At 71.3% G+C, this 22,852-nt stretch carries 20 protein-coding genes; 9 read left to right on the top strand and 11 right to left on the bottom strand.

What is annotated here, in order from left to right:
* Positions 1-158 precede the first annotated feature (158 nt).
* Positions 159-1,208, bottom strand: a complete 1,050-nt coding sequence (locus OG302_RS07760) for an NAD-dependent epimerase/dehydratase family protein (RefSeq protein WP_371526068.1) — start codon at positions 1,206-1,208, stop codon at positions 159-161.
* 188 nt (positions 1,209-1,396) lie between these two features.
* On the opposite strand from OG302_RS07760, the gene OG302_RS07755 reads away from it, so the two are divergent.
* Positions 1,397-1,801 (top strand): STAS domain-containing protein, encoded by a 405-nt coding sequence (locus OG302_RS07755; protein WP_371526067.1) that lies wholly within the window; start codon positions 1,397-1,399, stop codon positions 1,799-1,801.
* 27 nt (positions 1,802-1,828) lie between these two features.
* The gene (locus tag OG302_RS07750) at positions 1,829-2,290 is read left to right on the top strand and encodes a hypothetical protein (protein WP_371526066.1); all 462 of its coding nucleotides are present in this window, start codon (positions 1,829-1,831) and stop codon (positions 2,288-2,290) included.
* 23 nt (positions 2,291-2,313) lie between these two features.
* On the opposite strand, the gene OG302_RS07745 is transcribed toward OG302_RS07750, so the two are convergent.
* The 3 genes from OG302_RS07745 to OG302_RS07735 form a co-directional block, all read right to left on the bottom strand.
* Entirely contained in the window at positions 2,314-3,720 is a 1,407-nt protein-coding gene (locus OG302_RS07745; protein WP_371526065.1) for a carboxyl transferase domain-containing protein, read from the bottom strand.
* Complete coding sequence (locus tag OG302_RS07740) at positions 3,713-5,167, bottom strand: acyl-CoA synthetase (protein ID WP_371526064.1); 1,455 nt, start codon at positions 5,165-5,167, stop codon at positions 3,713-3,715. Before OG302_RS07740 ends, OG302_RS07745 begins: the two co-directional genes overlap by 8 nt.
* Before the next feature lie 99 nt (positions 5,168-5,266).
* Entirely contained in the window at positions 5,267-6,571 is a 1,305-nt protein-coding gene (locus tag OG302_RS07735; RefSeq protein ID WP_371526063.1) for an SLC13 family permease, read from the bottom strand.
* A gap of 277 nt (positions 6,572-6,848) precedes the next feature.
* Between OG302_RS07735 and OG302_RS07730 the strand changes: the two genes are divergently transcribed.
* From OG302_RS07730 to OG302_RS07720, 3 genes are all read left to right on the top strand, one after another.
* Complete coding sequence (locus OG302_RS07730; RefSeq protein ID WP_371526062.1) at positions 6,849-7,640, top strand: FadR/GntR family transcriptional regulator; 792 nt, start codon at positions 6,849-6,851, stop codon at positions 7,638-7,640.
* A 144-nt stretch (positions 7,641-7,784) separates the two neighbouring features.
* A complete protein-coding gene (locus OG302_RS07725; protein WP_371526061.1) occupies positions 7,785-8,471 on the top strand; it encodes an esterase/lipase family protein in 687 nt (228 codons plus the stop codon).
* A gap of 113 nt (positions 8,472-8,584) precedes the next feature.
* Entirely contained in the window at positions 8,585-9,874 is a 1,290-nt protein-coding gene (locus tag OG302_RS07720; protein WP_371526060.1) for a YhgE/Pip domain-containing protein, read from the top strand.
* Between the two features lies 1 nt (position 9,875).
* On the opposite strand, the gene OG302_RS07715 is transcribed toward OG302_RS07720, so the two are convergent.
* The 4 genes from OG302_RS07715 to OG302_RS07700 form a co-directional block, all read right to left on the bottom strand.
* Positions 9,876-10,922 (bottom strand): YncE family protein, encoded by a 1,047-nt coding sequence (locus OG302_RS07715; RefSeq protein WP_371526059.1) that lies wholly within the window; start codon positions 10,920-10,922, stop codon positions 9,876-9,878.
* 108 nt (positions 10,923-11,030) lie between these two features.
* Positions 11,031-11,567 (bottom strand): NUDIX hydrolase family protein, encoded by a 537-nt coding sequence (locus OG302_RS07710; RefSeq protein WP_371526058.1) that lies wholly within the window; start codon positions 11,565-11,567, stop codon positions 11,031-11,033.
* Positions 11,568-11,752: 185 nt separating this feature from the next.
* A complete protein-coding gene (locus OG302_RS07705; protein WP_371526057.1) occupies positions 11,753-13,591 on the bottom strand; it encodes an ABC transporter ATP-binding protein in 1,839 nt (612 codons plus the stop codon).
* Positions 13,588-15,282: an ABC transporter ATP-binding protein gene (locus OG302_RS07700; protein WP_371526056.1), complete on the bottom strand. Its 1,695-nt coding sequence runs from the start codon at positions 15,280-15,282 to the stop codon at positions 13,588-13,590. Before OG302_RS07700 ends, OG302_RS07705 begins: the two co-directional genes overlap by 4 nt.
* 146 nt (positions 15,283-15,428) lie before the next feature.
* Here OG302_RS07700 and OG302_RS07695 point away from each other — a divergent pair, with 146 nt between their 5' ends.
* The 4 genes from OG302_RS07695 to OG302_RS07680 all read left to right on the top strand — a co-directional run bounded on the left by OG302_RS07695 (position 15,429) and on the right by OG302_RS07680 (position 18,276).
* On the top strand, positions 15,429-15,971 hold the full coding sequence (locus tag OG302_RS07695; protein ID WP_371526055.1) for an FABP family protein: 543 nt from the start codon (positions 15,429-15,431) through the stop codon (positions 15,969-15,971).
* Between the two features lie 149 nt (positions 15,972-16,120).
* The gene (locus OG302_RS07690; protein ID WP_371526054.1) at positions 16,121-16,636 is read left to right on the top strand and encodes a lytic polysaccharide monooxygenase auxiliary activity family 9 protein; all 516 of its coding nucleotides are present in this window, start codon (positions 16,121-16,123) and stop codon (positions 16,634-16,636) included.
* A 75-nt stretch (positions 16,637-16,711) separates the two neighbouring features.
* Positions 16,712-17,791, top strand: a complete 1,080-nt coding sequence (locus OG302_RS07685) for a dihydrodipicolinate reductase (protein ID WP_371526053.1) — start codon at positions 16,712-16,714, stop codon at positions 17,789-17,791.
* A gap of 5 nt (positions 17,792-17,796) precedes the next feature.
* Complete coding sequence (locus OG302_RS07680; RefSeq protein ID WP_371750050.1) at positions 17,797-18,276, top strand: carboxymuconolactone decarboxylase family protein; 480 nt, start codon at positions 17,797-17,799, stop codon at positions 18,274-18,276.
* A 13-nt stretch (positions 18,277-18,289) separates the two neighbouring features.
* On the opposite strand, the gene OG302_RS07675 is transcribed toward OG302_RS07680, so the two are convergent.
* The 3 genes from OG302_RS07675 to OG302_RS07665 all read right to left on the bottom strand — a co-directional run bounded on the left by OG302_RS07675 (position 18,290) and on the right by OG302_RS07665 (position 22,840).
* Positions 18,290-19,933 (bottom strand): GMC oxidoreductase, encoded by a 1,644-nt coding sequence (locus OG302_RS07675; RefSeq protein WP_371526052.1) that lies wholly within the window; start codon positions 19,931-19,933, stop codon positions 18,290-18,292.
* 109 nt (positions 19,934-20,042) lie between these two features.
* A complete protein-coding gene (locus OG302_RS07670; RefSeq protein WP_371526051.1) occupies positions 20,043-20,993 on the bottom strand; it encodes a polyphosphate kinase 2 family protein in 951 nt (316 codons plus the stop codon).
* Between the two features lie 662 nt (positions 20,994-21,655).
* Positions 21,656-22,840: an FAD-dependent oxidoreductase gene (locus OG302_RS07665; RefSeq protein WP_371526050.1), complete on the bottom strand. Its 1,185-nt coding sequence runs from the start codon at positions 22,838-22,840 to the stop codon at positions 21,656-21,658.
* Positions 22,841-22,852 lie beyond the last annotated feature (12 nt).

Here is a 22,852-nt window from a genome sequence, read left to right as displayed (position 1 = left end):
ACCGAGCCGGGCTATCGCCGTAGCGGCGCCTTCGTGAAGGGAGCCGTCCTTCTTGGCATCGTCGAGGCCCACCGGGGCCGGGCGGTCGTGCGCAATGCGGATGCCGGCCCGAGGCCACGCTGCCGACGGCACCGGCGTAGCAGCCGGTTCCTCGGGGGCTACCCCCGTAGTGGCGCCTTCGCGAACGACGTCATTCCCTCGGCGAAGTCCACCTCGGCCCGCCACCCCAGCTCCGTCCGCAGCCGGCCGGAGTCCGCCGTGACGTGGCGGACGTCCCCGAGGCGGTACTCGCCCGTCACCGCCGGGGCCGGGCCGCCGAACGCCCGCGCCAGTTCGTGGGCCATCTCGCCGACGGTGTGCGGCTCCCCGCTGCCGGTGTTGTACGCCGTGAACGCCCCCGCGGCCCGCTCGCGCACCGCTTCCAGCGCCAGCGCATTGGCCGCCGCCACGTCCCGTACGTGCACGAAGTCCCGCCGCTGGCGGCCGTCCTCGAAGACCTGGGGCGCCTCGCCACGCTCCAGCGAGGAACGGAAGAACGAGGCCACACCGGCGTACGGGGTGTCCCGGGGCATGCCGGGGCCGTACACGTTGTGGTAGCGCAGCGACACCGCGCGGCCACCGGTGGCACGCGCCCACGCGGCGGCCAGATGCTCCTGGGCCAGCTTCGTCGAGGCGTACACGTTGCGCGGGTCGGCGGGCGCGTCCTCACCCACCAGGCCGGGCCTCAACTCGGCCCCGCAGTCCCGGCAGAGGGGCTCGAAGCGCCCGGCGTCCAGATCCGCCGCCGAGCGCGGCCCCGGCCGGACCACCCCGTGCCGGGAACACTCGTACCGCCCTTCCCCGTACACCACCATCGACCCGGCGAGCACCAGTTCACGCACCCCCGCCCCGGCCATCTCGGCGAGCAGGACGGCCGTGCCCAGGTCGTTGCACCCGACGTACTCGGGGGCGTCCGCGAAGTCCTTGCCGAGACCCACCATCGCCGCCTGATGACAGACCGCGTCCACCCCGTGCAGCGCGTCCCGCACCGCGTCGCGGTTCCGGACATCGGCGACGGTCCACCGCTGTCCTTCGGGTGGCCGCGGCGGATCGGCATGGGCGGACGGCAGCAGGGCGTCGTACACCACCACTTCGTGACCGCGATCGGTGAGGGCTTCGACCACGTGCGATCCGATGAACCCGGCGCCGCCGGTGACAAGTACGCGCATGCGGCCCACGCTAGGCGCCCTGAACATGGGTGACGGCCATCGACGTGGCTTCGTCACGGGTCCGTAAGAACCGTGCGGCGACGGATCCGGTTGAGGCCGGTGAAATCCGGAATGCCGATGGGCATACTGCTGCCATGCCGTGAAGTGGTCTCTCCTGTAGCCGAGAGGGCCGTACGGAGGTGGTCTGGATGACGCTTCAGACATTCGTCAGGCAGGGCTGCCTGGTGGTGCAGATGCCCCCGGAAGTGAGTATCGGCAACGCCGAACCGCAGCGGCGGGAACTGCGTGAGTTGTGCCGGACCCAGCTGGACCGAGCCTCGCGGAACGAGGTGTCGGCGGTGGTCGTGGACTGGGCGGACGTGCCGTTCCTGACCCTGGCCGGGGTGGCCGTGCTGGAGGAATTCCGGGAGAGGGTGGTCGAGCGCGGGGTCGAGATCCGCCTGGTGGCCTCGCAGAGAGTGCCGCGCGCGGTGCTGCGCATCGTGGGCCTGGACGACGTGCTGGCGATCCACGACACCGTGGATCAGGCGCTGGCTGGCGGCAGGGCTTCCGGTGAGGGACGGGGTCGGCCCGGGATCGGGAAGACCTCCTGATGCCGGGGGTGGACGGATGGTGCCGACATGACCAATGGCGAACACCGGCGAGGCCACGGGACCCCGACGAGTCACCTGGGTGACCACCTGGGTCTGATACCGCAGTTCACCGAGCAGGCGCGGGTCGGCCTTGAGGAGGAGAACGACACCGCGCGGGTCTTCATGGCGATCTATTCGGGCTTCCTCGTCGAGGCCGGTGCGGGTATCCGCTGGCTGCTGGAGCCGCCCCTCATCGAGCGGGCGACCGGCGCCGTCCGCCGGGCTGCTCCCGCGGCCAGGGGAGCGGAGCGCGACCGGGCCACCCGACTGCTGGCCACCTTGTGGACGGCGGGCGTCGTCGCCGGTGTCGACACCGAGGACTGGATACCGAGGACTGGCTCCAGAGCGCCCCCGAACTCCCCGGGACCTGTCTGCGCATGGCCGCTCAGGTCGTCGATGAGCCGGACGCCGGTTCCTCGCGGTGACGAGGGGCGGCCCGGAAGGGGGTGAGGAGCGAGAGCGAGCCTGGACGATCAAGCGTGATGCGCCGTCACCACACCTCGCGCCACACCCAGTTCGACCAGGTCCTGTGGCCGCAGACGGAGCTGCTCCGCCGTCGACCGGGTCTCCGCGTGCCCTCGCTTGAGGATCGCGGCGGCCTGCTCCGGGGCGATCACCGAGAAGTAACTGTCCGGCGTCGCCCAGAGGTTGTCCGGTGAAGCGAGCGCGAGCGCGCCCCCGGAGCCGCCCTCGCCGATGACCAGTGACGTGACCGGCACCGGCGCGGTGGCGACGGCGGCGAACAGGTCGGCGATCGCCGCGCCCGCGCCCGCCCGTTCGGCCTCCGCCCCGTTCGCGGCCCCCGGGGTGTCGACGAGCGTCAGGACGGGAATGCCGAGCCGCCCCGCGAGCCGGACAAGACGGGCCGCGGTGCGGTAGCCGGCGGGCGTCGTCGCCGTCCCGCACTGTGCCGCGTAGGCGACCGTCCGCCCCTCGCGACGACCGAACCCGCAGAGCATCCCCGGGTCCGCGCCCCCGCACCGATCGCCGCGCAGCGAGGCACGCTCCGTGAAGTAGGCGTCCAAATAGGCGCTGGCGCGCGGGCGTTCGGGGGAGCGGGCTCGGCTGACGGCCTCCCAGCCGGTGGCGGGCAGCTCCACGTGGCCGAGCGCGCCGGGAGGTGCGGGCGCGGCGGGCGTGGGCGCGTCGGCAGGAGGGTGGACGGCGCCGGTGGTGGTCAGCAGCCCGAGGCGCAACGCCAGCGCCTCGCGCAGCTCTTCGGGGCGTACGACGTCATCGATCGCACCCGCCGCCAGCTGGGCCTCAGCGGTGTACGCGGCGGGATCCGCGTCCGCCGGGCGCACCCGGGACCCGGCGAAGCCGACCTGGCTGCCGGGCAGGGCGAGGATCAGGTCGGCGCCGGCGCCCAGGGTGGCCCAGCCGCCGCCCGTGGTCGGATCGCGCAGGACGGCGATCCGGGGCAGGCCCGCCGCGCCGGTGAGCTCGGACTGCCGTGCCACGCGCTGTAGTTGGACCAGGGCGCGCATGCCTTCCTGCATCCGGCTGCCCCCCGTCGCGATCAGCGAGACGACGGGCAGCCGGTGGTCCCTGGCGTGGCGGTGTGCGGCCTCCAGGCGGTCCCCCGTCCGCTCGCCGAGGGAGCCGCCCAGGAAGCCGAACTCGAAGGAGGCGAGCACCGCCCGGGTGCCGCCGACGGTGGCGGTGCCGCAGACCACCGACTCCCGCTCGCCGGTGCGCTCCTCGGCGCGGGCGCGGGATTCCGCGTAACCCTGCCAGGCGAGCGGGTCGTCGCGCCCTGTCCGGTGCAACTCGGTTGATGCGAGCGGCAGTTCGCGGAAACTGTCCTGGTCGGCCACCGCGGTGATGGCCGCGCGGGCTGTCAGGCGGTCGGCCGGGCCGTCAGGCGTCGGCTCAGGCATGGAGGGACCGCTTCATGATCTTCCCCATGTCGTTGCGAGGGAGCTCCGCGAGATGGTGCACGACCCGAGGGCGCTTGTGCGGGGCGAGCTGGGCGGCCACGTGGTCCGCCAATTCGGTGTCTGCCGGGGGCTGTTCAGGGTCCACCGGAACGATCCACGCGACGATGCGCTCCCCCAGGTCGTCGTCGGGCTCCCCGGTCACGGCGGCCTCCCGTACCCCCGGGTGTTCAAGGAGGGCGTTCTCGATCTCGCCCGCGCCGATCTTGTAGCCGCCGCTCTTGATGAGGTCGGTGGCCTTGCGGCCGACGATGCGCACATAGCCGTCGTCGTCGAGCACGGCCATGTCGCCGGTGCGGAACCAGCCGTCGGCGGTGAAGGCGGCGGCGGTGGCGTCGGGCCGGTTCAGATACTCGGTGAACACATTCGGCCCGCGCACCTCGATCTCACCGACCTCCCGGGGGTCCGTCGTCGGGGTGCCCGCCTCGTCCACGAGCCGCAGCTCCACACCGCCCAGCGGTACGCCGACGGTTCCGGCGCGTGGTTCGCCGTCGGCCCGCACGCTCGTGTTCATCAGGGTCTCGGTCATGCCGTACCGCTCGATCACCCGGCGTCCGGTGGCCGCCGCGATCCGCTCGTGGTCGTGCACGGGCAGAGCGGCGGACCCGGAGACCAGGATCCGCGCGCCGGACAGGGCCTTGGCGAGACCCGGGTCGGCGGGCAGCGCCTCCGCGATGCGGTGGTACATGGTGGGCACGCCGAACAACATCGTCGCCCCGTCGGCCAGTTCGTGCTTGACCCCCTCGATGGAGAACCGACCCAGGTGCCGTACCGAACCGCCCCGGCGCAGCGGCCCGAGGATGCCGAGGATCAGCCCGTGCACATGGAACAGCGGAAGCCCGTGCACCAGCACGTCGTCGGACGTCCACTGCCAGGCGTCCTCCAGGGCGTCCAGGGTGGCGGCGAGAGCCCGGCGCGGCAGCACCGCACCCTTGGGCGGGCCTGTGGTGCCCGAGGTGTAGACGATCAGAGCGGGGGACTCCGGGCCTGGCTCGGCGGGTGGTGCCGCCGGGGAGGTAGTACCGCCGGTGAGGATGACGTCCGTACGCTCCAACACCCGCAGAGGTGCGGGGAGTTCGTCGCCCGGTGCGGCAAGGACCGCCGTCGGCGCACTGTCCGCCACGATGTGCCCCAGCTCGCGCTCGCCGATCTTCGGGTTCAGCGGCACCACCGGCACCCCGGCGAGCAGCGCGGCCACCACGCCGACGGCGGTCTCCAGGGTCGGCGTGGCCCACAGCGCGACGCGGCGCGCCGAGCCGATCGAGGCGGCGAGGGAACCTGCCGCCGAGGCGAGTTCCGCGTACGTCAGCGCGCGTGCGCCGAAGCGCAGGGCGGGGAGGTCGGGGGCCGCGACGAGGGCCGGGAAGAGGGGCGGGTGGGGAGAGCTCACGCTGCGTATCTCCTTTGCGGTGGGCCTTGCGGTGGACCTGTGGCGAGGGCCGCGGTGTGTGCCGTGGACCTGTGGTGGCACGTGTGGTGGTGGTTCGTCCTACCCGAATCCTGGCACCACGAGGACGAGCCACACCGCGGCGGGCACCACGGCCACCACGATCCCGCCGTAGACCATCAACTGCCGGAAGAAATGTTCCCGGTCGACGTCGGGGGCGGCGGCGAGCACCAGCGCGCCGTTGGTCGAGAAGGGGCTGACGTCCACGACGGTGGCGGAGACGGACAGCGCCGCGATCATGCCGACCGCGCCGATCTCGCCCTGGGCCAGGAACGGCACGGCGAGCGGGATGAGCGCGCCCATGATCCCGACGGAGGAGGCGAACGCGGAGACGATCGCCCCGATGTAGCAGAGCAGAAGGGCGGCGAGGAGCGGGACACCGATGCCGGAGACACCCTCACCGGCCCATTTGATGGTGCCCATCTCCTCGAGCACGCCGACGTACGTCAGCACACCGCAGATCAGGAGCACGGTCGGCCAGGCGATCTCGCCGACGGCCTTGCGGCTGGAGTCGGGCCAGAACGCGCTCAGGAGCACGGCCAGCGTGATGGCGCTCAGACCGGCGTCGAGATCGAAGGCGAGGACGGCGACGACGAGGGCGACCAGGGCGGCGAGCGTCGCGATCTTGGCCGGATCGAGCCGTGAATGGTCTTCGTCTTCGGCCGAACCGGCCTCCGTGGACCCGTCCCGCTCCCGCTTGGACCGCTCCGTCTCCCGCTCTCCCTTGCCGGTGGTGTCGCGGCCACCCAGCTTCAGCCCGCCGAAGAGGACGAAGACGATCCCGGCGATGATGAGGTTGACGACGAGCGAGGCGAGGAAGAGCGCGACCTCGTTCCCCGGCAGCTTCTCGCGCTCCACGATTCCGTTGACGATCGAGCCGTAGATGCTGATGGGCGAGAAGCCGCCGCCTTGGGCCCCGTGCACCACCATGGCGCCCATCAGGAGCGGGCTGATCCCGTACCGGGCGGCGAAGCTCAGGGCGATCGGCGCGACGATCGCCACGGCGGCCGGACTGACCGCCCCGATCGCGGTGAGCGCCCCGGTGATCACGAACATCACCCAGGGGATCAGGGCTATCCGCCCGCGCACAAGCCGGATGGACGCGTGCACCAGCCAGTCGGTGGTGCCGTTGGCGCGGGCGATGGCGAACAGATAGGTCACGCCGACCAGGACGACGAACAGGTCGCCGGGGAAGCCGGCGAAGATGCCGTCGGCGTCGAGGTCGGCGGCCAGCTCGCCCACCGCGAAGGCGGCGGCGAAGGCGAGCGCGCCCATGTTGATGGAGCGGGTGGTGGCGATCACGAAGACCACCACGAGTACGAGGATGGAGATGAGTTCGGCGGACATGGTGGGTTTCCGTCCCTGGGGCTGTCCTTGCGGGGCCGTGGTTCGGCCATGAGCGGTCGAGCGGGCTCGTCCGTTGGCCCCGCGGCGGCCAAGTGGCTGAGCCAATTCGGCTGTTGGCGGAACTCAGCGTCGGGGCATCGGTTTCGGCCGTCAAGAGATCGGACGGAAATTGGCTGAGCCAATTGGCCACTCGTCCACTGGGTCACCCGCTGTTAGGCTGCGGAACCATCGGCACGGGGACCAGAGTTCGGCACGGGGGCCGAATCGGGGGGTTGGGATGTCTGACGCGCTGCGCCCCATGGGCCGGACGAGACTGTACGAGCAGGTGCTTGACCGGCTGCGCGCCTACGTCGGCGAGGGCGGCCTGCGCTCCGGCGACCGGCTGCCGCCCGAGCGTGAACTGGCCCAGCGCCTCGGCGTCTCCCGCGCCTCCGTCAAGCAGGCGATCGTCGTGCTCGAAGTGCAGGGCCTGGTCGAGGTGCGGCACGGCGGCGGCACCTATCTGGTCAAGGACAGCCTGGACGCCGAGCCCGTGGAGCGGCTGGTGGAGCGCAAGCGGCGGCTGCCCGACGTCCTGGAGGCGCGCGAGGCACTGGAGACCAAACTCGCCGAACTGGCCGCCGAGCGGCGCACGGACGACGACGTACGGGCCATGCGGGACGCGCTCGACACGATGGCGCGGGAGATCGAGGCGGGCGAGCACGGGGTCGAGGGCGACCGGCTCTTCCACGCCGCTGTGACGGCGGCCGCCCACAGCGCGTTGCTCGCCGAGTTCATGCGCTCCATCGCCGAGCAGATCACCGAGAGCCGCAACGAGTCGCTGCGCCAGGTGCGGCGCCCCGCCCGCTCCCTCGCCCAGCACCACGCGATCCTCGACGCGATCGAGGCCGGCCGGGGCCGGGCGGCGGCGGCCGCGATGCGCCGCCATGTGCGGACGGTCGCGAAGGTACGGCTCCTCGACTGGAATCCGGAGGATGAGGCGGGCGACCCGGATCGCGCGACGGATCACGAACCGAATCGCGCCCCGAATCGCGCACCGGATCACGTGCCGGATCACCCCGAGGCGTGATACCCGCGGTAACTTCCCTGCCGCACAGGGCTTTTCATTCGTCGGCGCAGACCTCACCATTCTCGGCACCGCTCACGTGTCACGCGTCCCGCGTCGGCCCGACGCGGTGAACGTGATGAAGTCCGCCGGACCGAGGGGGAACCCGTGCTGCGCCGAATCTCCGTTCCGCTCACCGTCGCGGCCGCCGCCCTGCTGATGCCGCTGACCCCGGCCCAGGCGGACACGGCCCCGAGGGTCGCCCGTACTCCGGTGATCTTCGTCCATGGCTACAACGCCGACCCGGGGGTGTGGGGCTCCCTGCGGGACGACTTCAAGGCATCCGGCTACACGGACGCGGAGCTGTTCTCCTGGGGGTACGACACCAGCAAATCGGTGAACGAGGTGCTCTCCGGCCGGTTCGCCGCGTACGTCGAGCAGGTGCGCGCGCAGTCGGGCGCCGCCAAGGTGGACATCGTCGCCCACTCCTTCGGGAGCCTCGTCACCCGCTGGTACGTGAAACACGGAGGCGGCACCGGGAAGGTCGCCCACTGGGCCTCCCTCGCCGGCCCCAACCACGGCACCGCCACGGCCTGGGCCTGCGCCGCCTGGTCGCAGGCCTGCCGTGACATGACGCCGGGTTCGTACGTCCAGGACGGGCTCGCGGAGGGCGACGAGACACCGGGAGACGTCGCCTACGCGACCTGGTGGTCCAACTGCGACGAAGTCATCAACCCGGACAAGAGCGTGCTCCTCGACGGAGCGACGAACAACGCGGCCGGATGCCTGAAGCACAACGACCTGCTGGGGGATGACGGGGTGTCACAGGGAGTGCGGAACTTCATCGGCGGCTAGCCCCCGGTTCCGCGCGAGGTCAGGGCGGACCGGGCGAACCCATTCGCCTGGTTCTTCGCTCCTGGACGTGTTGTTCGCCTCCGGTGCCGTACGCGGCACCGAAGGTGGGCAGCATGGACGACGACAGCGCTCCCCGTCACCGCGGCACCGAGGCACGCGCCTCCGCACTCCTGCGCCGCCCCAAGCTGTGGCTGGTGCCCACCGTCTTGACCGGGCTGCTCGCCCTGCTGCTGTCCCTGCTCTACATGGGCGGCATCATCAGCCCCAACCGCGACCTGCGCGACCTGCCCCTCGCCATCGTCAACGCGGACCGGGGCGAGCCCCCGGCCGGACAGAAGCAGAACCTGGGGACGCAGGTCACCCGGACCGTCCTGGACGACACGTCGACGGGCAAGGCCGACTGGCGGCCGCTCACCCGGGCCCAGGCGCAGGACGAGCTGGACTCCGGCAAGATCTACGGCGCCCTGCTCATCCCCGAGGACTTCACCGACTCCGTCGCCGCGCTCACCACCCCGCGCGCGACCGACCGGCCGACGATGACGGTGCTGACCAACCCCGGCATGGGCAGCCTCGGTTCCTCCTTGGCCAGCAAGATCGCCACGGCGGCCGCACAGCAGTCCTCGCAGGCCATCGGCGAGCAGCTCAAGTCGGCGGGCGCCGACAAGAAGGCCGGGTCCACCGCGGGCCTGCTGCTCGCCGACCCGATCGGCATCACCACCGAGGTCGGCCACCCCATCGGCGACAACAGCGGCCTCGGCCTGAGCGCGTTCTACTACACCCTGCTGCTCGTCCTGGCCGGATTCCTCGGCGCCAACCTCATCAGCATGGGCGTCGACACCGCCCTCGGCTACGCCGACAGTGAGATCGGCCCCTGGCACACCCGCCGCCCGACCGTGCCCATCAGCCGTACCCAGACGCTGCTCCTGAAGATGGCCATGACCGCGGGCATCACGGTCCTGACCACCAGCCTGGTCATGCTGGCGACGATCGCGATCCTGGGGATGGACGCCACCCACCTGCCGTTGCTGTGGGTCTTCTCCTACTGCGCGAGCCTCGCGGTCGGCCTGGGGGTGCAGGCCATCAACGCCGCCTTCGGCGGGATCGGTCAGCTCGTGTCCATGTTCGTGTTCATCGTCCTGGGCCTGCCGTCCTCCGGAGCCACCATCCCGCTGGAGGCGGTCCCCGGCTTCTACCGCTTCCTCGGCATCTTCGAACCCATGCGCCAGCTCAGCGGGGGCGTCCGCTCCATCCTCTTCTTCGACGCCCGCGCCGACGCCGGACTCGCCCGCGCCTGGATCATGATCGCGGTCGGGGTGGCCCTCGCCGCCGCATTCGGGTTCGCGATGACCCGGTACTACGACCGCAAGGGGCTGCACCGGATGACGCCCCAGCCCTCGCCCTGACTCAGCGGCGGACGCGGAAGCGGGTCATCAGGTCGTTGCCCGCGGGGCCCGATGCCGACTTGTCGACGACGTACGCGGTGCCTTCGGCGACGTGGACGTGGTTGGGCAGGGAGGGGGTGGCCACGGTCTTCACGACGGCTCCCTTGCGCGGGTCGACGACCGTCACGGTGGCGGAGAGGCGGTTGACGGCCAGGACGTGGCCCGAACGGTGGTCGACGGCCACGGACTTGGTGCCCCCGCCGGATGCCACGGACCGGGTGACGGCGCCCTTGCGGAGGTCGACGACCGAGACGGTGCCCGAGGTCTGGTCGCCGGTATAGGCGGTGCGGCCGTTCTTGGAGAGCGCCACCGAGAGCGGGCCGTCGCCGGTCGGTATGAGCCGCGGGCTTCCGGTGCCCCGGAAGACCTCGATGATCCGGTCGCCGGTGTGGTCGGCCGCGTATACGGACCCGGTCCGCTCGTTGACGGCGAGGCCGGTCGGACCGGCGCCGGGGACGGTGACGCGCCGCTTCTCCTCGAAGGTGCCGGAGTCGAAGGCGACGAGGGTGCCGTCGCCGAAGGCGCTGGCCCACACCAGGTCACGCCGCTCGTCGACGACGATCTCCCGGGAGTGGTTCACGCCGGGCAGGGTGGCCAGGTGCCTGCCGGTGCGCTGGCTGTAGACGGAGACGGAGTTGTCACGGGTGTTCGTCGTCCAGACGGTGTTGTGCTCGTCGTCCACGGCGATGCCGTAGACCGACTGGACGGCGCCGGTGGCCGCGTCGGCGGCCGGCGCGTACGACTTCTCCACCCGGAGCGTGTCCGGGTCGACCTTCAGCAGCTTGGATTCCGTCACGGGCGCGGGCGGCTGGCCGACCGAGGAGGCGACCCAGAGCGCGGCGTTCCGGTCCGAGTACGCGGACTGGTAGAGGCCCGGCGCGATCGGCGCGGAGGCGGCGGGCGAGGCGGTGGCGGCGCCCGCGGTGCCGGTCGAGGCCAGGGCGCTGCCCGCGGCGAGCGACACGGCTATCGCGGTGGTACGGCGGGCCCGGCGGATGGTTGAGCTCATGCTGCGTCGATCTCCTTGGCAGATGTGCCCCCGGAGGAGGAAGGCACTCGCCGGTCAACTTAGCCGAGCCTTACCTAATCCGTCACCGGGCCCCTCGCCGTACACCGCTCAGGACAGGCAACCCGCGTGCGCGAGGGCCTGCTTGAGGAGGACGCCGTGACCGCCGGGCATCTCGTTCTGGACCACAGCCGACAAGGCTTCCTGCGGACTGAACCAGGCCAGGTCGAGCGCGTCCTGCCGGGGACGGCAGTCACCGGCGACCGGGACGATGTAGGCGAGGGACACCGCGTGCTGGCGGGGGTCGTGGAACGGCGTGACGCCGAGCGTCGGGAAGTACTCGGCGACGGTGAAGGGCTGCAGGGAGGCCGGGACGCGGGGGAGTGCCGCCGGGCCGAGGTCCTTCTCCAGGTGGCGCAGGAGGGCGTCCCGCACCCGCTCGTGGTGCAGGACCCGGCCGGAGACGAGGGAGCGGCTGACCGCTCCGTCCCGTCCCATGCCCAACAGGAGGCCGATGCTGGTGACTTCGCCGTTGTCGTCGACGCGCACCGGCACGGCCTCGACGTACAGGATCGGCATGCGTGCACGGGCCTGTCCGAGTTCGTCGGAGGTCAGCCAGCCGGGCGTGGTTTCGGTCGTGTCAGACATCGGCTGATCATACGTTCACTGGCTCCCGGCGTGCTGCTCCACCTTGGTCGCGGTGTCGCCGTCGACGGCCTGCGCGAGCTGTGGCACCGGGCGGTCCAGCACGTACGGAAGGCTCAGGGCCGACGGGGGTCCTGGCTGCCGAGGCGAAGATTCCCTCGTACGGAGTGGCCATCACGGCACTGGACTTACCGAACGCGGGGTTCTCCTGGGTGCGTGGGGACTTCGGTCGTCGCCGTACGGGTGCCGGACCACGCCTCCCACAGAGAGGCGTAGGGGCCGGAGCCCGCGCGCAGTTCGTCGTGGGTGCCGCTCTCCACGATGCGGCCGCCCTCCATGACGACGATCCGGTCCGCGGTCGCGGCCTGAGTGAGGCGGTGCGCGACGATCAGCGCGGTGCGTCCCTCGACCGCATGGCCCGCTGCCTTCTCCAGGAGGCGCGCGCCGGTGCTGCCCGCCTCAGCCGTCGCCTCGTCGAGCACGGCCACCGGCGGATCGGCCAGGACCAGCCGGGCCAGAGCGAGTTGCTGCACCTGGGCGGAGGTAAGGCGGTGGCCGCCGTCGCCCACGACGGTGTCCAGTCCTTCGGGCAGCGCTTCGGCCCAGTCCAGGGCGTCCACCGCGGCCAGCGCGGCGCGCAGCTCCTCGTCCGTGGCCTCGGCGTGCGCGAGGCGAAGGTCGTCCGCCAGCGGTCCGGCGAAGATATGTGTCTCCTGGGTGACCAGGGCCACCGGAAGGCCGTTGCCCCGGGCCGGGGTTCCGGTCAGGTGCACCGAGCCCGAAGTCGCCCTGTGCACCCCCGCGATGAGCTTGGCGAGGGTGGTCTTGCCCGCGCCGCTGGGGCCGACCAGGGCCACTCGTTCCCCGGCCCGGAGCGTCAGGTCCACGTTCTGCAGGACGGGTTGCCCGGGTACGTACTCGTGGTCGATGCCGAGCACGGTGACGGTGCCGTCCGGTTCGGCGGTCTTGCCGGCGGGCGCGTCGTGCCGTGCCGCGGGGGCGATCGGCTCGGGGGTCTTCTCGTCGGCGACCCCGACGAGACGGGCGAGCGAGGCGGTGGCCGACTGCGCGTCGTCGAGGAGTACGAGCGCGGAGTTGACCGGCGCGAACAGGCTGTGGAAGTAGAGCGCGGCGGCGGTCGCGGTGCCGATGGACACGGAGTCCGAGCGGACCAGGAGGAACCCGGCGACGAGGACCGCGGCGAGGCCGGTGTACTCGGCGACGTGCAGCCGGTTGTAGAAGTCCAGGACGAGCCGGATGCCGCGCATCTTCAGCGCGACCGCGTCCGACGAGCGCCGGGTCACCCGCGCGGTGTGCTCCTCCTCGATGCGGAAGGCCCGCACCGTGCCCGCACCGGCGATGGTGTCGAGCAGTTGCTGCTGCTGGGCCCCGGTGGCGATGCGCTGCTGGGCGTAGAGCGGGACGGCGTGCCGGACGTACCAGCGGGCCGTGGACGCCTGGACGGGCACCGCGAGGAGGGCCGCGACCAGGAAGCGCCAGTCGAGCGCCGCCATCGCGACGAGCGTCAGCAGGATGGCCAGCAGGGAACGGGCCAGTTCGGGCAGGGCACTGCGCACCGCCTCGCCCACCACCGAGACGTCCCGGGTCACGCGGGCGGTGAGGTCGCCGGCGCCGGCCTTCTCCACCTGTTCCAGCGGCAGCCGCAGAGCCTTCTCCACGAACCGCTCACGCAGGTGCGCGAGCACGGTCTCGCCGAGCCGGGAGACGAGCGTCAGGCCGAGCGAGGTGGTCCCGCCGTGCACGACGGCGACCACGACAAGCAGGACGACCGGCAGCGTGAGGTCGCCCGGCGGGCGCTGATCGGCCACCAGGTCCACGATGCGGCCGAGCAGCGGCTGCACGAGCAGTCCCACGGCGGTCGCCGCGATCAGTACGGCGAAGCCGCCCGCCGCGAGGCCGCGGTGCGGGCGCACCAGTTCACGGACCGCGGCGCGGGTGCGGGGCGCGGTGGCGGTGGGGAGCAGCTCACGGGTGTCCGTGTGCTGCTCGGTCAGGGTCTCGTTCATGCCAGCACCGCCGTGCGATAGGCCTCATGACGTCGGATCATCTCTGCGTGCGGGGCCGTGTCGGTGACCCGTCCTTCGTCCAGGAGCACCACCCGGTCGGTGACCGAGAGCAGCGCGGGGCTGGTGGTCACCAGGACCGTGGTGCGGCCCTTGCGGATCTCGCGGACACCGGCCGCGATGCCGGCCTCGGTCACGGCGTCGACCGCGGTGGTCGGATCGTGCACCACGAGGACAGGGGGTTCGGCGGCCAGCGCCCGTGCGAGGGCGACGCGTTGGCGCTGCCCGCCCGAGAGCGAACGGCCGCGCTCCCCGACCGGCGTGTGCTCGCCGTCCGGCAGTGCCCGGGCGACCTGGGTGACTCCGGCGGCCGCCATCGCCTGCTCCGGGTCGGTGGCCTCGGATGCGGCGGCCATGACGTTGTCACGGACGGTGCCTTCGAAGAGGTCCGCGTCGTGCTCGGCGACGAGCATCGCCGTACGCAGCTCGGCCGGGTCGAGGTCCCGCAGGGGGATGCCGTCCAGTTCCACGGTGCCGGTCCCCGGGTCGGTCCGCCGGGCCAGGCAGCGCAGCAGGTCGTTGGCGTGCGCCGGGTCCGTGGCGACCACGCCGAGCAGCTCGCCGGGCGCGATGTCCAGGTCCACTCCGCGCAGCCCGCCGTGCCGTACGCCGTCGAGCCGTACCGCCCCGCGCACCGGGAACGGCAGGCTCCGGTCACCGGCGGTGACGACCGGCGAGGTGGCGACGACCTCCGCGATCCGGGTGGCCGACGCCCGGCCCTGGGCGAACTCGGCGTTGACCCAGGCGAGCACCTCCAGGGGGCCGAGCAGGAAGAGCGCGAGCCCGACCGCCGACACCAGCTCGCCCAGGCTGATGCTGCCCTGGGTGGCGAGCCTGCCTCCGACGAGTGCGACGGCGGCGATCAGACACCCGGTCAGGGTCAGCACCATGCCGCTCTGGAAGGCCTGCGCACGCGCCGCCTTCAGGGTGGCGCCGAGGGAGTCGCGGCTGGTGGTGCGGTAGCGGGCGATGGCCGCCGACTCGCCGCCGATGCCCTTGAGTATCCGCAGGCCGGTGACCAGGTCGGCGGCGACGGCCGACGCGTGCGCCGCCCGCTCCTGCTCGGCCTCGCTGCGGCTTTCGAGGGGCTTGCTCAGAAGGTGCCCGAGCCAGAGCAGTACGGGCGTGCCGACCAGCACGACCAGGCCCAGTGTCAGCGACATGCGCAGCAGGACGACCGCGCAGGTGAGGATGCCGGTCAGCGCCGAGATCCCCGACACCAGGGCCATGTTGACGGAGCCCACCCGCTTGGCGTCCTCGGTCGCGATGTTGACGAGGGCGCCGGGCAGCCTGCCGTCCTCGGCGCCGCCGCCGGGATCGAGGACGCGTCGTACGAGGGAGATGCGCAGGGTGTGCTCGGCGCGGGCGGCGGACCGCTCACCGGCCATGGCGCCGAAGCGGAAGCTCAGCGCGAGCGCCACATAGCCGACGGCGAGCACGCCGAGGCATATGAGCAGGGCGCCGGTGTCGGAGTCGGTGACGGCCTGGTCGATCGCGACGCCGATCAGGACGGGGACCAGCGCCTCGCCTATCTGGTGCCCGGAACCCAGCACCGAACCGACGGCGACATCGCGCCGCTGGCCCCGTATCGACTCTCTCAGGACGTCCCGCCCCGACGGACTTGAAGTACTCACCCGCCACCTCTCCAGGGCCGGACAGCGAAAACCTAGGTGAGGCTACCCTAAGTTGGTTCTCCGTGGTGTCGGCCCATCGGCCGTCACTTGCCCCCTGGGCCCTAGGCTTCCTTCTGGCATCGGTCCCTACCCCTGGAGCGCACACCGTGTTCGACCCCGCACCGGAGTACCCGTACCCCGACGGTCACCGGCCGGACGAGGCGCCGACGCCGCACGCGCTGCTCGCGCCCGTGCTCGGCCTCCTCGGTACCTGGCACGGCCGGGGGCAGGGTGAGTACCCCACCCTCGACGCGGACTTCACGTATGCCCAGGAGGTCACCTTCAGCCACGACGGCCGCCCCTTCCTCCGCTACGAGGCACGGGCCTGGCTCCTCGACGCCGAGGGCGCACCGCTGCGGCCGTCCGCGCGGGAGAGCGGCTGGTGGCGGCTGCAGCCCGACGGCCGGGTGGAGGCGCTGATCACCCAGCCCACCGGCATCGCGGAGATCGCGGTGGGCCGGGCGGCCGGTGACTCGGTCGACCTGTCCACCAGTGAGGTGGCCCGCACGCCCACCGCCAAGGAAGTCAAGGCCACCCGCCGCCGCTACACGCTCACCGAGGACGGCCACCTCACGTTCGTCCACGACCTCGAAGCGGTGGGCCAGCCCCTGCAGCACCACCTGTCGGCAGAGCTGCGGCGCACGGCGTAGGGGAGTGGGCCCCGCTGCCCGTACCTGGCGCGAAAGCGGCCTTGACCGAGGCCCGCCGAAGTCTATGGTCTGGACTAATCAACCCTCACGAACACCTGGCACCAGCACTTCACGCACACCCCCACGACCCCGCCGTGAAGGAGTAACCCATGCACAGGAAGAGGAAGTTGGCCGCCATGGTCGGTGCGGGCCTCGCACCGGTCCTCGCCCTCACCCTGCCGACCGGTTCGGCCAGCGCGCACGGATACGTCAACGCCCCGGCCAGCCGGCAGGCACAGTGCGCGTCGGGCACCGTCTCGTGCGGTGAGATCAAGTGGGAACCGCAGAGCGTCGAGGGCCCCAAGGGCCTGCGCAGCTGCAGCGGCGGCAACGCCCGGTTCGCCGACCTGAACGACGACAGCAAGGGGTGGAAGGTCAGCAACGTGAGCAGGACACAGACCTTCACCTGGACCTTCACCGCACGGCACCGCACCGCGAACTACGAGTACTTCGTCGACGGCGCGAAGGTCGCCACGATCGACGGCGGCAACCAGCAGCCGCCCGCCACCGTCTCGCACCAGGTCAACCTAGGCAGCGCCACCGGCAGGCACAAGGTGCTCGCGGTCTGGAACATAGGCGACACCTCGAACGCCTTCTACGCGTGCATCGACGTCAACATCCGCTAGAGAGCGCGCTCTTGATGGAAACCTCTCCGGTCATGGCCCTATGAACTGATACGTCCTCTGGTTACCCTCCGCCGCATGATTTCCACGGTTGTCTGGGGTACCGGAAATGTCGGCCGCGCGGCCATACGTGCCGTCGAGGCGCACCCGGCGCTGAAGCTGACGGCCGTGCTCGTCCACAGTCCCGACAAGGTCGGCCGCGACGCGGCCGACCTCGCCGGTCTCCAGGGGCAGTTGGGCGTCACGGCGACCGATGATATCGACGCGGTCCTCGCGGCCTCGCCCCAGGCCGTGGTGTACGCGGCGTCCGGCGACATCCGCCCCGACGAGGCCCTTGACGACGTCGGCCGGGCGATCCGGGCCGGAGCCGTCGTCGTCACGCCCGCGCTGTACGCGCTCTACGACCACCGCAGCGCCCCGCCCGAACTGCGCGACCCGATCCTGGCCGCCGTCGCGGACGGCGGCGGCTCGCTCTTCGTGTCCGGCGTCGACCCCGGCTGGGGCAACGACGTACTGCCGCTCCTGATCAGCGGACTCGGCAGCACCGTCGACGGGATCCGCTGCCAGGAGATCTTCGACTACTCCACGTACGACCAGGAGGATTCCGTACGCCACCTGATCGGCATGGGCCATCCGATGGACTACGAGCCCCTGATGCTCGCCGAGACCGTGCCGACCATGGTGTGGGGCGGTCAGATCCGGCTGATGGCCAGGGCGCTTGGCGTCGAACTCGACGACATCCGCGAGACGTTGGAGCGGCGGGCGCTCGACACCTCGGTGACCACCCGGACCATGGGCGACTTCGAGGAAGGCACCCAGGGCGCCGTGCGGTTCGAGGTGCGGGGCATCGTCGGGGGCGAACCCCGCATCGTCATCGAGCACGTCACCCGCATCCACCCTTCCTGCGCACCGGACTGGCCGACGCCGCCCGATGGCGCGGGCGCACACCGGGTGATCATCGAGGGCCGTCCGCGCATCGAGGTCACGGTCGAGGCCACCGACGAGGGCGAGAACCGCTCGGCGGGAGGCAACGCCACGGCGGTGGGCCGTCTGGTCGGCGCCATCGACTGGCTCGTGGCGGCGGACCCCGGACTGTACGACGCGCTCGACGTCCCGTTGCGCCCCGCGACCGGCAAGCTCGGAAGGAGCAAGCAATGAGCTCGATGCACATAGACATTCCCGAGGGGCAGGAGCCCATCGGGTACGTGTGGGGCGACATGGTCCCCGGGATCGGCGCGGCGGCGGCGAACTTCTCGCTGTCGGTGTACGAGCACACGACCTTGGGGCTGCGGGAGTTCGAGGCCGCGCGGCTGCGGATCGCGCAGATCAACGGGTGCCTGTTCTGCCTCGACTGGCGGACCGAACGCGAGGGCCGGAAGGTCGAGGAGGAGTTCGCCGAGGCGGTCACCCAGTGGCGCACCACCGACGCCTTCGACGACCGGACACGCCTGGCCGCCGAGTACGCCGAGCGGTACGCCCTGGACCACCATGGCCTCGACGAGGAGTTCTGGGCGCGGATGACCGCGTCGTACAGTCAGCGCGAGATCGTGGAGCTGAGCATGAGCATCGGCTCCTGGCTGGCGTTCGGCCGGCTCAACCACGTGCTCGGCCTCGACGCGGTGTGCGTGCTCCCCGGGCACTGAGCGAGGGGCACGGCTACAGATCAGTGGCGATGATCTTCTCGATGTTGCGTTCGGCGAGCGCCGTGATGGTGACGAACGGGTTGACGCTCGTGTTGCCGGGGATCAGTGAGCCGTCGATGACGTACAGGCCCGGATGGCCGTGCAGACGGCCGTAGTTGTCGGTCGCCTTGTTCAGGACGGCGCCGCCGAGCGGGTGGTAGGTGAGGTGGTCGCCCCAGATCTTGTACGTGCCGAACAGATCGGTGCGGTAGATCGTCCCCTCCTTCGAGTTGATCTTGTCGAAGATGGTCTTGGCGGCGTCGATGGACGGCTGCTTCCAGGCCGTCTGCCAGTTCAGCTCCGCCTTGCCCGCCGCTGCGTTCCAGGAGAACGAGGCGCGGTTCGGGTTCTTGGTGATCGACAGGTAGAACGACGCGTAGGTCTCGATACCGGTGGGCAGGGGTGCCACTTCGGCGAACGCGCCACCGGCCGCCCAGTTGTCGATGCCGCCGGTGGGGATGGACGACTGGACCTTCCCGGTCGCGTCCCACATGTGATTGGCGCGCCCGCACATGACGTTTCCGTTGTCGCCCCACCCCTTGCCGATCTCTCCGTTCAGGTGGGGCAGAGCGCCGGTGGCCTTCAGTTTGACGAGCAGCTTGCTGGTGCCGACGCTGCCCGCGGCGAAGAACACCCGGTCGGCGGTCACGGACTTGGTGGCGGTGGTGTCGCCGGTGGTGTTGAGCTGCTCGATGACGACGGTGTAGCCGCCGCCGGACGCGGGGGACACCGTGGTGACCCTGTGCAGCGGCGAGATGGTGACCTTTCCGGTCGCGGTGGCCTTGGCGATGTACGTCTTCTGGAGCGACTTCTTGCCGTAGTTGTTGCCATAGAGGATCTCGCCGGCCACAGCCGACTTGGGGACCGTTCCGGCCGCCTCCTGTTTCATGTAGTCCCAGTCGTAGACGCCGGGCACGAAGACGAACGGGAACCCGGAGCGCTGGGCGTGCTTACGGCCGACCCGGGAGTACTGGTAGCAGTCGACGCTGTCGAACCACGCGGGGTCGATGGTGCTGACGCCGAGACCGGCGTTGGCGCGCGGGTAGTAGGTGGAGTACATCTCGTCGGCGTCGACCGACGGGAGGATGGCGCCGAAGTTCTCTCGCTTGGGCGTGACGGCCATGCCGCCGTTGACGAGTGAGCCGCCGCCGACGCCGCGGCCCTGGTAGACGATGATCCCGCCCATCTCCTCGGCGTCGAGGATCCCGGTGTAGCGGGGGATGGATTTGTCGATCGGGAAGCCGAGGAAGTTGCTGAGGGGCTGTTTGGTCTTGGTCCGCAGCCAGTAGGAACGGCCGTCGGGCGAGGTCGTGTGGGCGAAGATCTTGCCGTCGGCGCCGGGGGTGTCCCAGGCCATGCCCATCTCGATCATGTGGACGTCGACGCCCGCCTGGGCGAGACGCAGGGCAGCGACGGAACCGCCGTAACCGGTGCCGATCACCAGCACGGGGACGTGGGCTCCGTCGCCGATGGGTTCGGCCGCGGCTGCGGCGTTCGCCTGGGGGGCGGGGGCGAGACTCGCGAGGGTCGCGACGCCAATAATAGAACTGGTTCCAGCTATGAATCTTCGGCGTGAGACGCCTCCGGAACCGTTGGAACGCGTGGTGGTGCCACTCATGTGACGTTCCTCACTCTCGTAGGAATGGGAACGAGTTCTACTGCTAGTGGCGCACTAAGTCACTGCATACCTAGAAGTAACTTCTGCCCGATCTTGTCGTGACTGATCTTTAATGTCCGATCTTGCGATGGCTTGGCGTGAGCTGCTTCCGCGCCAGGTCGACGTCGAAGTCCGCCTTCGGGTACTGCGGATCCAGCGCGCTCAGGTGCTCCAGGAGCAGCTTGCTGATGGCCCAGTTGCGGTACCACTTGCGGTCCGCCGGGATGAGGTACCAAGGGGCGTGCGCCGTCGAGCAGCGCTCAAGTGCGATCTCGTACGCCTCCTGATAGGCGGGCCACAGGGCGCGTTCCGCGATGTCGCCCGGGTTGAACTTCCAGTGCTTGTCCGGGTTGTCGAGGCGTTCGAGCAGGCGGCGGCGCTGCTGTTCGTACGAGATGTGCAGGAAGCACTTGATGACGGTGACGCCGTCGTCGGCGAGGCTCTGCTCGAAGTGGTTGATCCGGCCGTAGCGGCGGCCGAGGTCGCTGGGCGGCACCAGTTCACGGACGCGGGCGATCAGGACGTCCTCGTAGTGCGAGCGGTCGAAAATGCCGATCTCGCCGGGCACGGGGAGTGCCTGCGTGATGCGCCAGAGGAAGGGGTGGCTCAACTCCTCGGGGGTGGGCGCCTTGAAGGCCTTGATGCGGCAGCCGGAGGGGTTGAACAGACCGATCACGTGCTTGACCGTGCCGCCCTTGCCGCTGGTGTCCATCCCCTGCAGCACGAGCAGGACGCGGCGGCGGTCGCCCGCGGTGCTCGCCGCGTACAGCCGCTCCTGGAGGTCGGCGAGCCGTTCGCCCATCCGGGCGGTGGCGAGGATGCCGGCGGCCTTGCCCTCGGGGCCCGCGGGGGTCGCGTCGGCCGCGTACGAGGCGAGGTTGACGCGCTCGCCGTCGGGGATGCGGAGCGCCTCGCGGAGAGGGGCGGCGGGCTCGCGGTTCTTCTTGCCGCCGCCATTGGCGCCCTTGGTGCCCTTCGCGACCTTGCCCTGCTTCTTCCGGTCCTTCTTGTCCTTGGCCACTGGGCAGCCCCTTCCTCCGGTGTCCCTCGATCGTGGGCCCGTGGACGGGGGCCCGCCAGCCGTGCCGCCGAGCTGACCGGCGAGTCCGTGGCCGGCTGCTCGTACCACCTGCGGCTACTGGCGAAGTGCGGGCTCGTCGAGGAGGCGTCCGGCGGCCGGGGCGCGAGAAGCCGTGGCGGGGGACCGCCCGGTTCACGGACCGGCCCGGTCACAGCGACGACCCGGAGATCGCCGAAGCGTCGGACGCGCTGTCCGCCCCGGTCGCCCGGCGGTACTTCGAACGGGCCGTCCGAGCGATGGAGCAACGCCACACGCTGCCTCGGGCCTGGCGCGGGTGCCGTCGGCGGTCTGATCGGCGCCGCGAGCAGTGGCAGGATCGTGCGCCGCTTCGGCATCGGCTCCTCGATCCTCTGCGGCTCCGTGGGGTTCACGCTGCCCCTGGTGCTCGTACCGCTCGCCGACGGCCCGCTGCCGCTGGTCGCAGCCACGCTCTTCGCCGGCGAATTCCTCGGCTGCGTGGGCACCCTGAACCACCCTCTGGATAGGCACCGCCGGAGCGGTCCTCGCGGTGCTGTGGCTCCTGCCGTCGCCCGTACCCGGCACCCGGGAACTGCCCGAGGCCGCCGAACAGGACTCCATGCCTGCCTAGTTGGGCCGCCTTCTCAGTGCGAGGGGGCGGCGTGGGCGCTCATCCTGTCGAAGAACTCGACCAGCCCCCGGGGGGAGTCGTCGGCGAAGCACAGGTCGAGTCCGCGGGCGGACTTCCGGGCGGCGTCCGTGGCGCGCGGGAACATCGCCGTCTCGTACTGGTGGAGCGCGCTCTCGACGTCGGCGCCGTGCTCGATCAGCGCGAGGGCCAGCTCACGGGCGTCGTACATCGCGGCGTTCGCGCCCTCACCGGCGAACGGCGACATCAGGTGGGCGGCGTCGCCGACCAGGGTCACGCCCGGGACGCGCGGCCACGCGTGGCCGATGGGCAGGGCGTGGACCCGGCGCGCCGTGATCTCGTCGTCGCAGTGGCGGATCAGGTCGGTCAGCGCCGGGGTCCAGTCGGCGAACTCCGCCAGCAGGCAGGCGCGGACGGCGGCCACGTCCGACCAGTCGACGCCACGCGTCTCGATCCAGTCCTCGGGCGTCCGCAGCATGGCCCCCAAGTGCAGGTCGCGGCCTCCGTGTCCGCCGATGTTCTTGTTGTCCGACAGGGCGAACAGGCTCCCGGTGCCGACCAGGGCGGCCGATGCGGGCACCTTGGCCGGGGCGTCGGTGACGCGGAAGTCGACGTAGCTGATCCCGGCGTACTCCGGTGAGGCGTCCGAGACGAGGGGGCGGACCCGCGACCAGGCGCCGTCGGCCCCGATCAGCAGATCGGCGGTCCGGCGCGAGCCGTCGGCGAAAACGAGCTCGAACCGGCCGTCGTCCAGACGGCGGGCCCGGCTGAGCTTGTGGTCCCAGACGACCCGTCCCGGGTGGAGCGAGTCCAGCAGCAGGGCGCGCAGTTCCGTCCGGTCGATCTCGGGCCGTCCGCCCTCACCCGAACCGTCGTCGGCGGCCTGGTCGATGAAGACGGTGCCCGCCTTGTCCATCACCCGCATCGCCTCCGCCTGCGGCCGAGTGAGCCGGCGGAACCGCTCGTACAGTCCCGCCGTGCGCAGGGCCGCTTGACCGGACTCGACGTGCAGGTCGAGCAGGCCGCCCTGCCTCCGCGCGTCGGCGGTGGCGTCGAGTTCGTAGACGGTGCTTGCCACGCCGTGCTCCTGAAGGGTGCGGGCCAGCACGAGACCACTGAGGCCGCCGCCCACGACGGCGATGTCCACGGTGGATGAAGCCAAGGTGGATGAAGAGGGCATGTCGGTACCTCG

It is taken from the genome of Streptomyces sp. NBC_01283 (genome assembly GCF_041435335.1).
GTDB lineage: Bacteria > Actinomycetota > Actinomycetes > Streptomycetales > Streptomycetaceae > Streptomyces.
The sequence above is the reverse complement of the archived record's forward strand: the minus strand, read 5'-3'. Positions and strand labels throughout refer to the sequence as shown.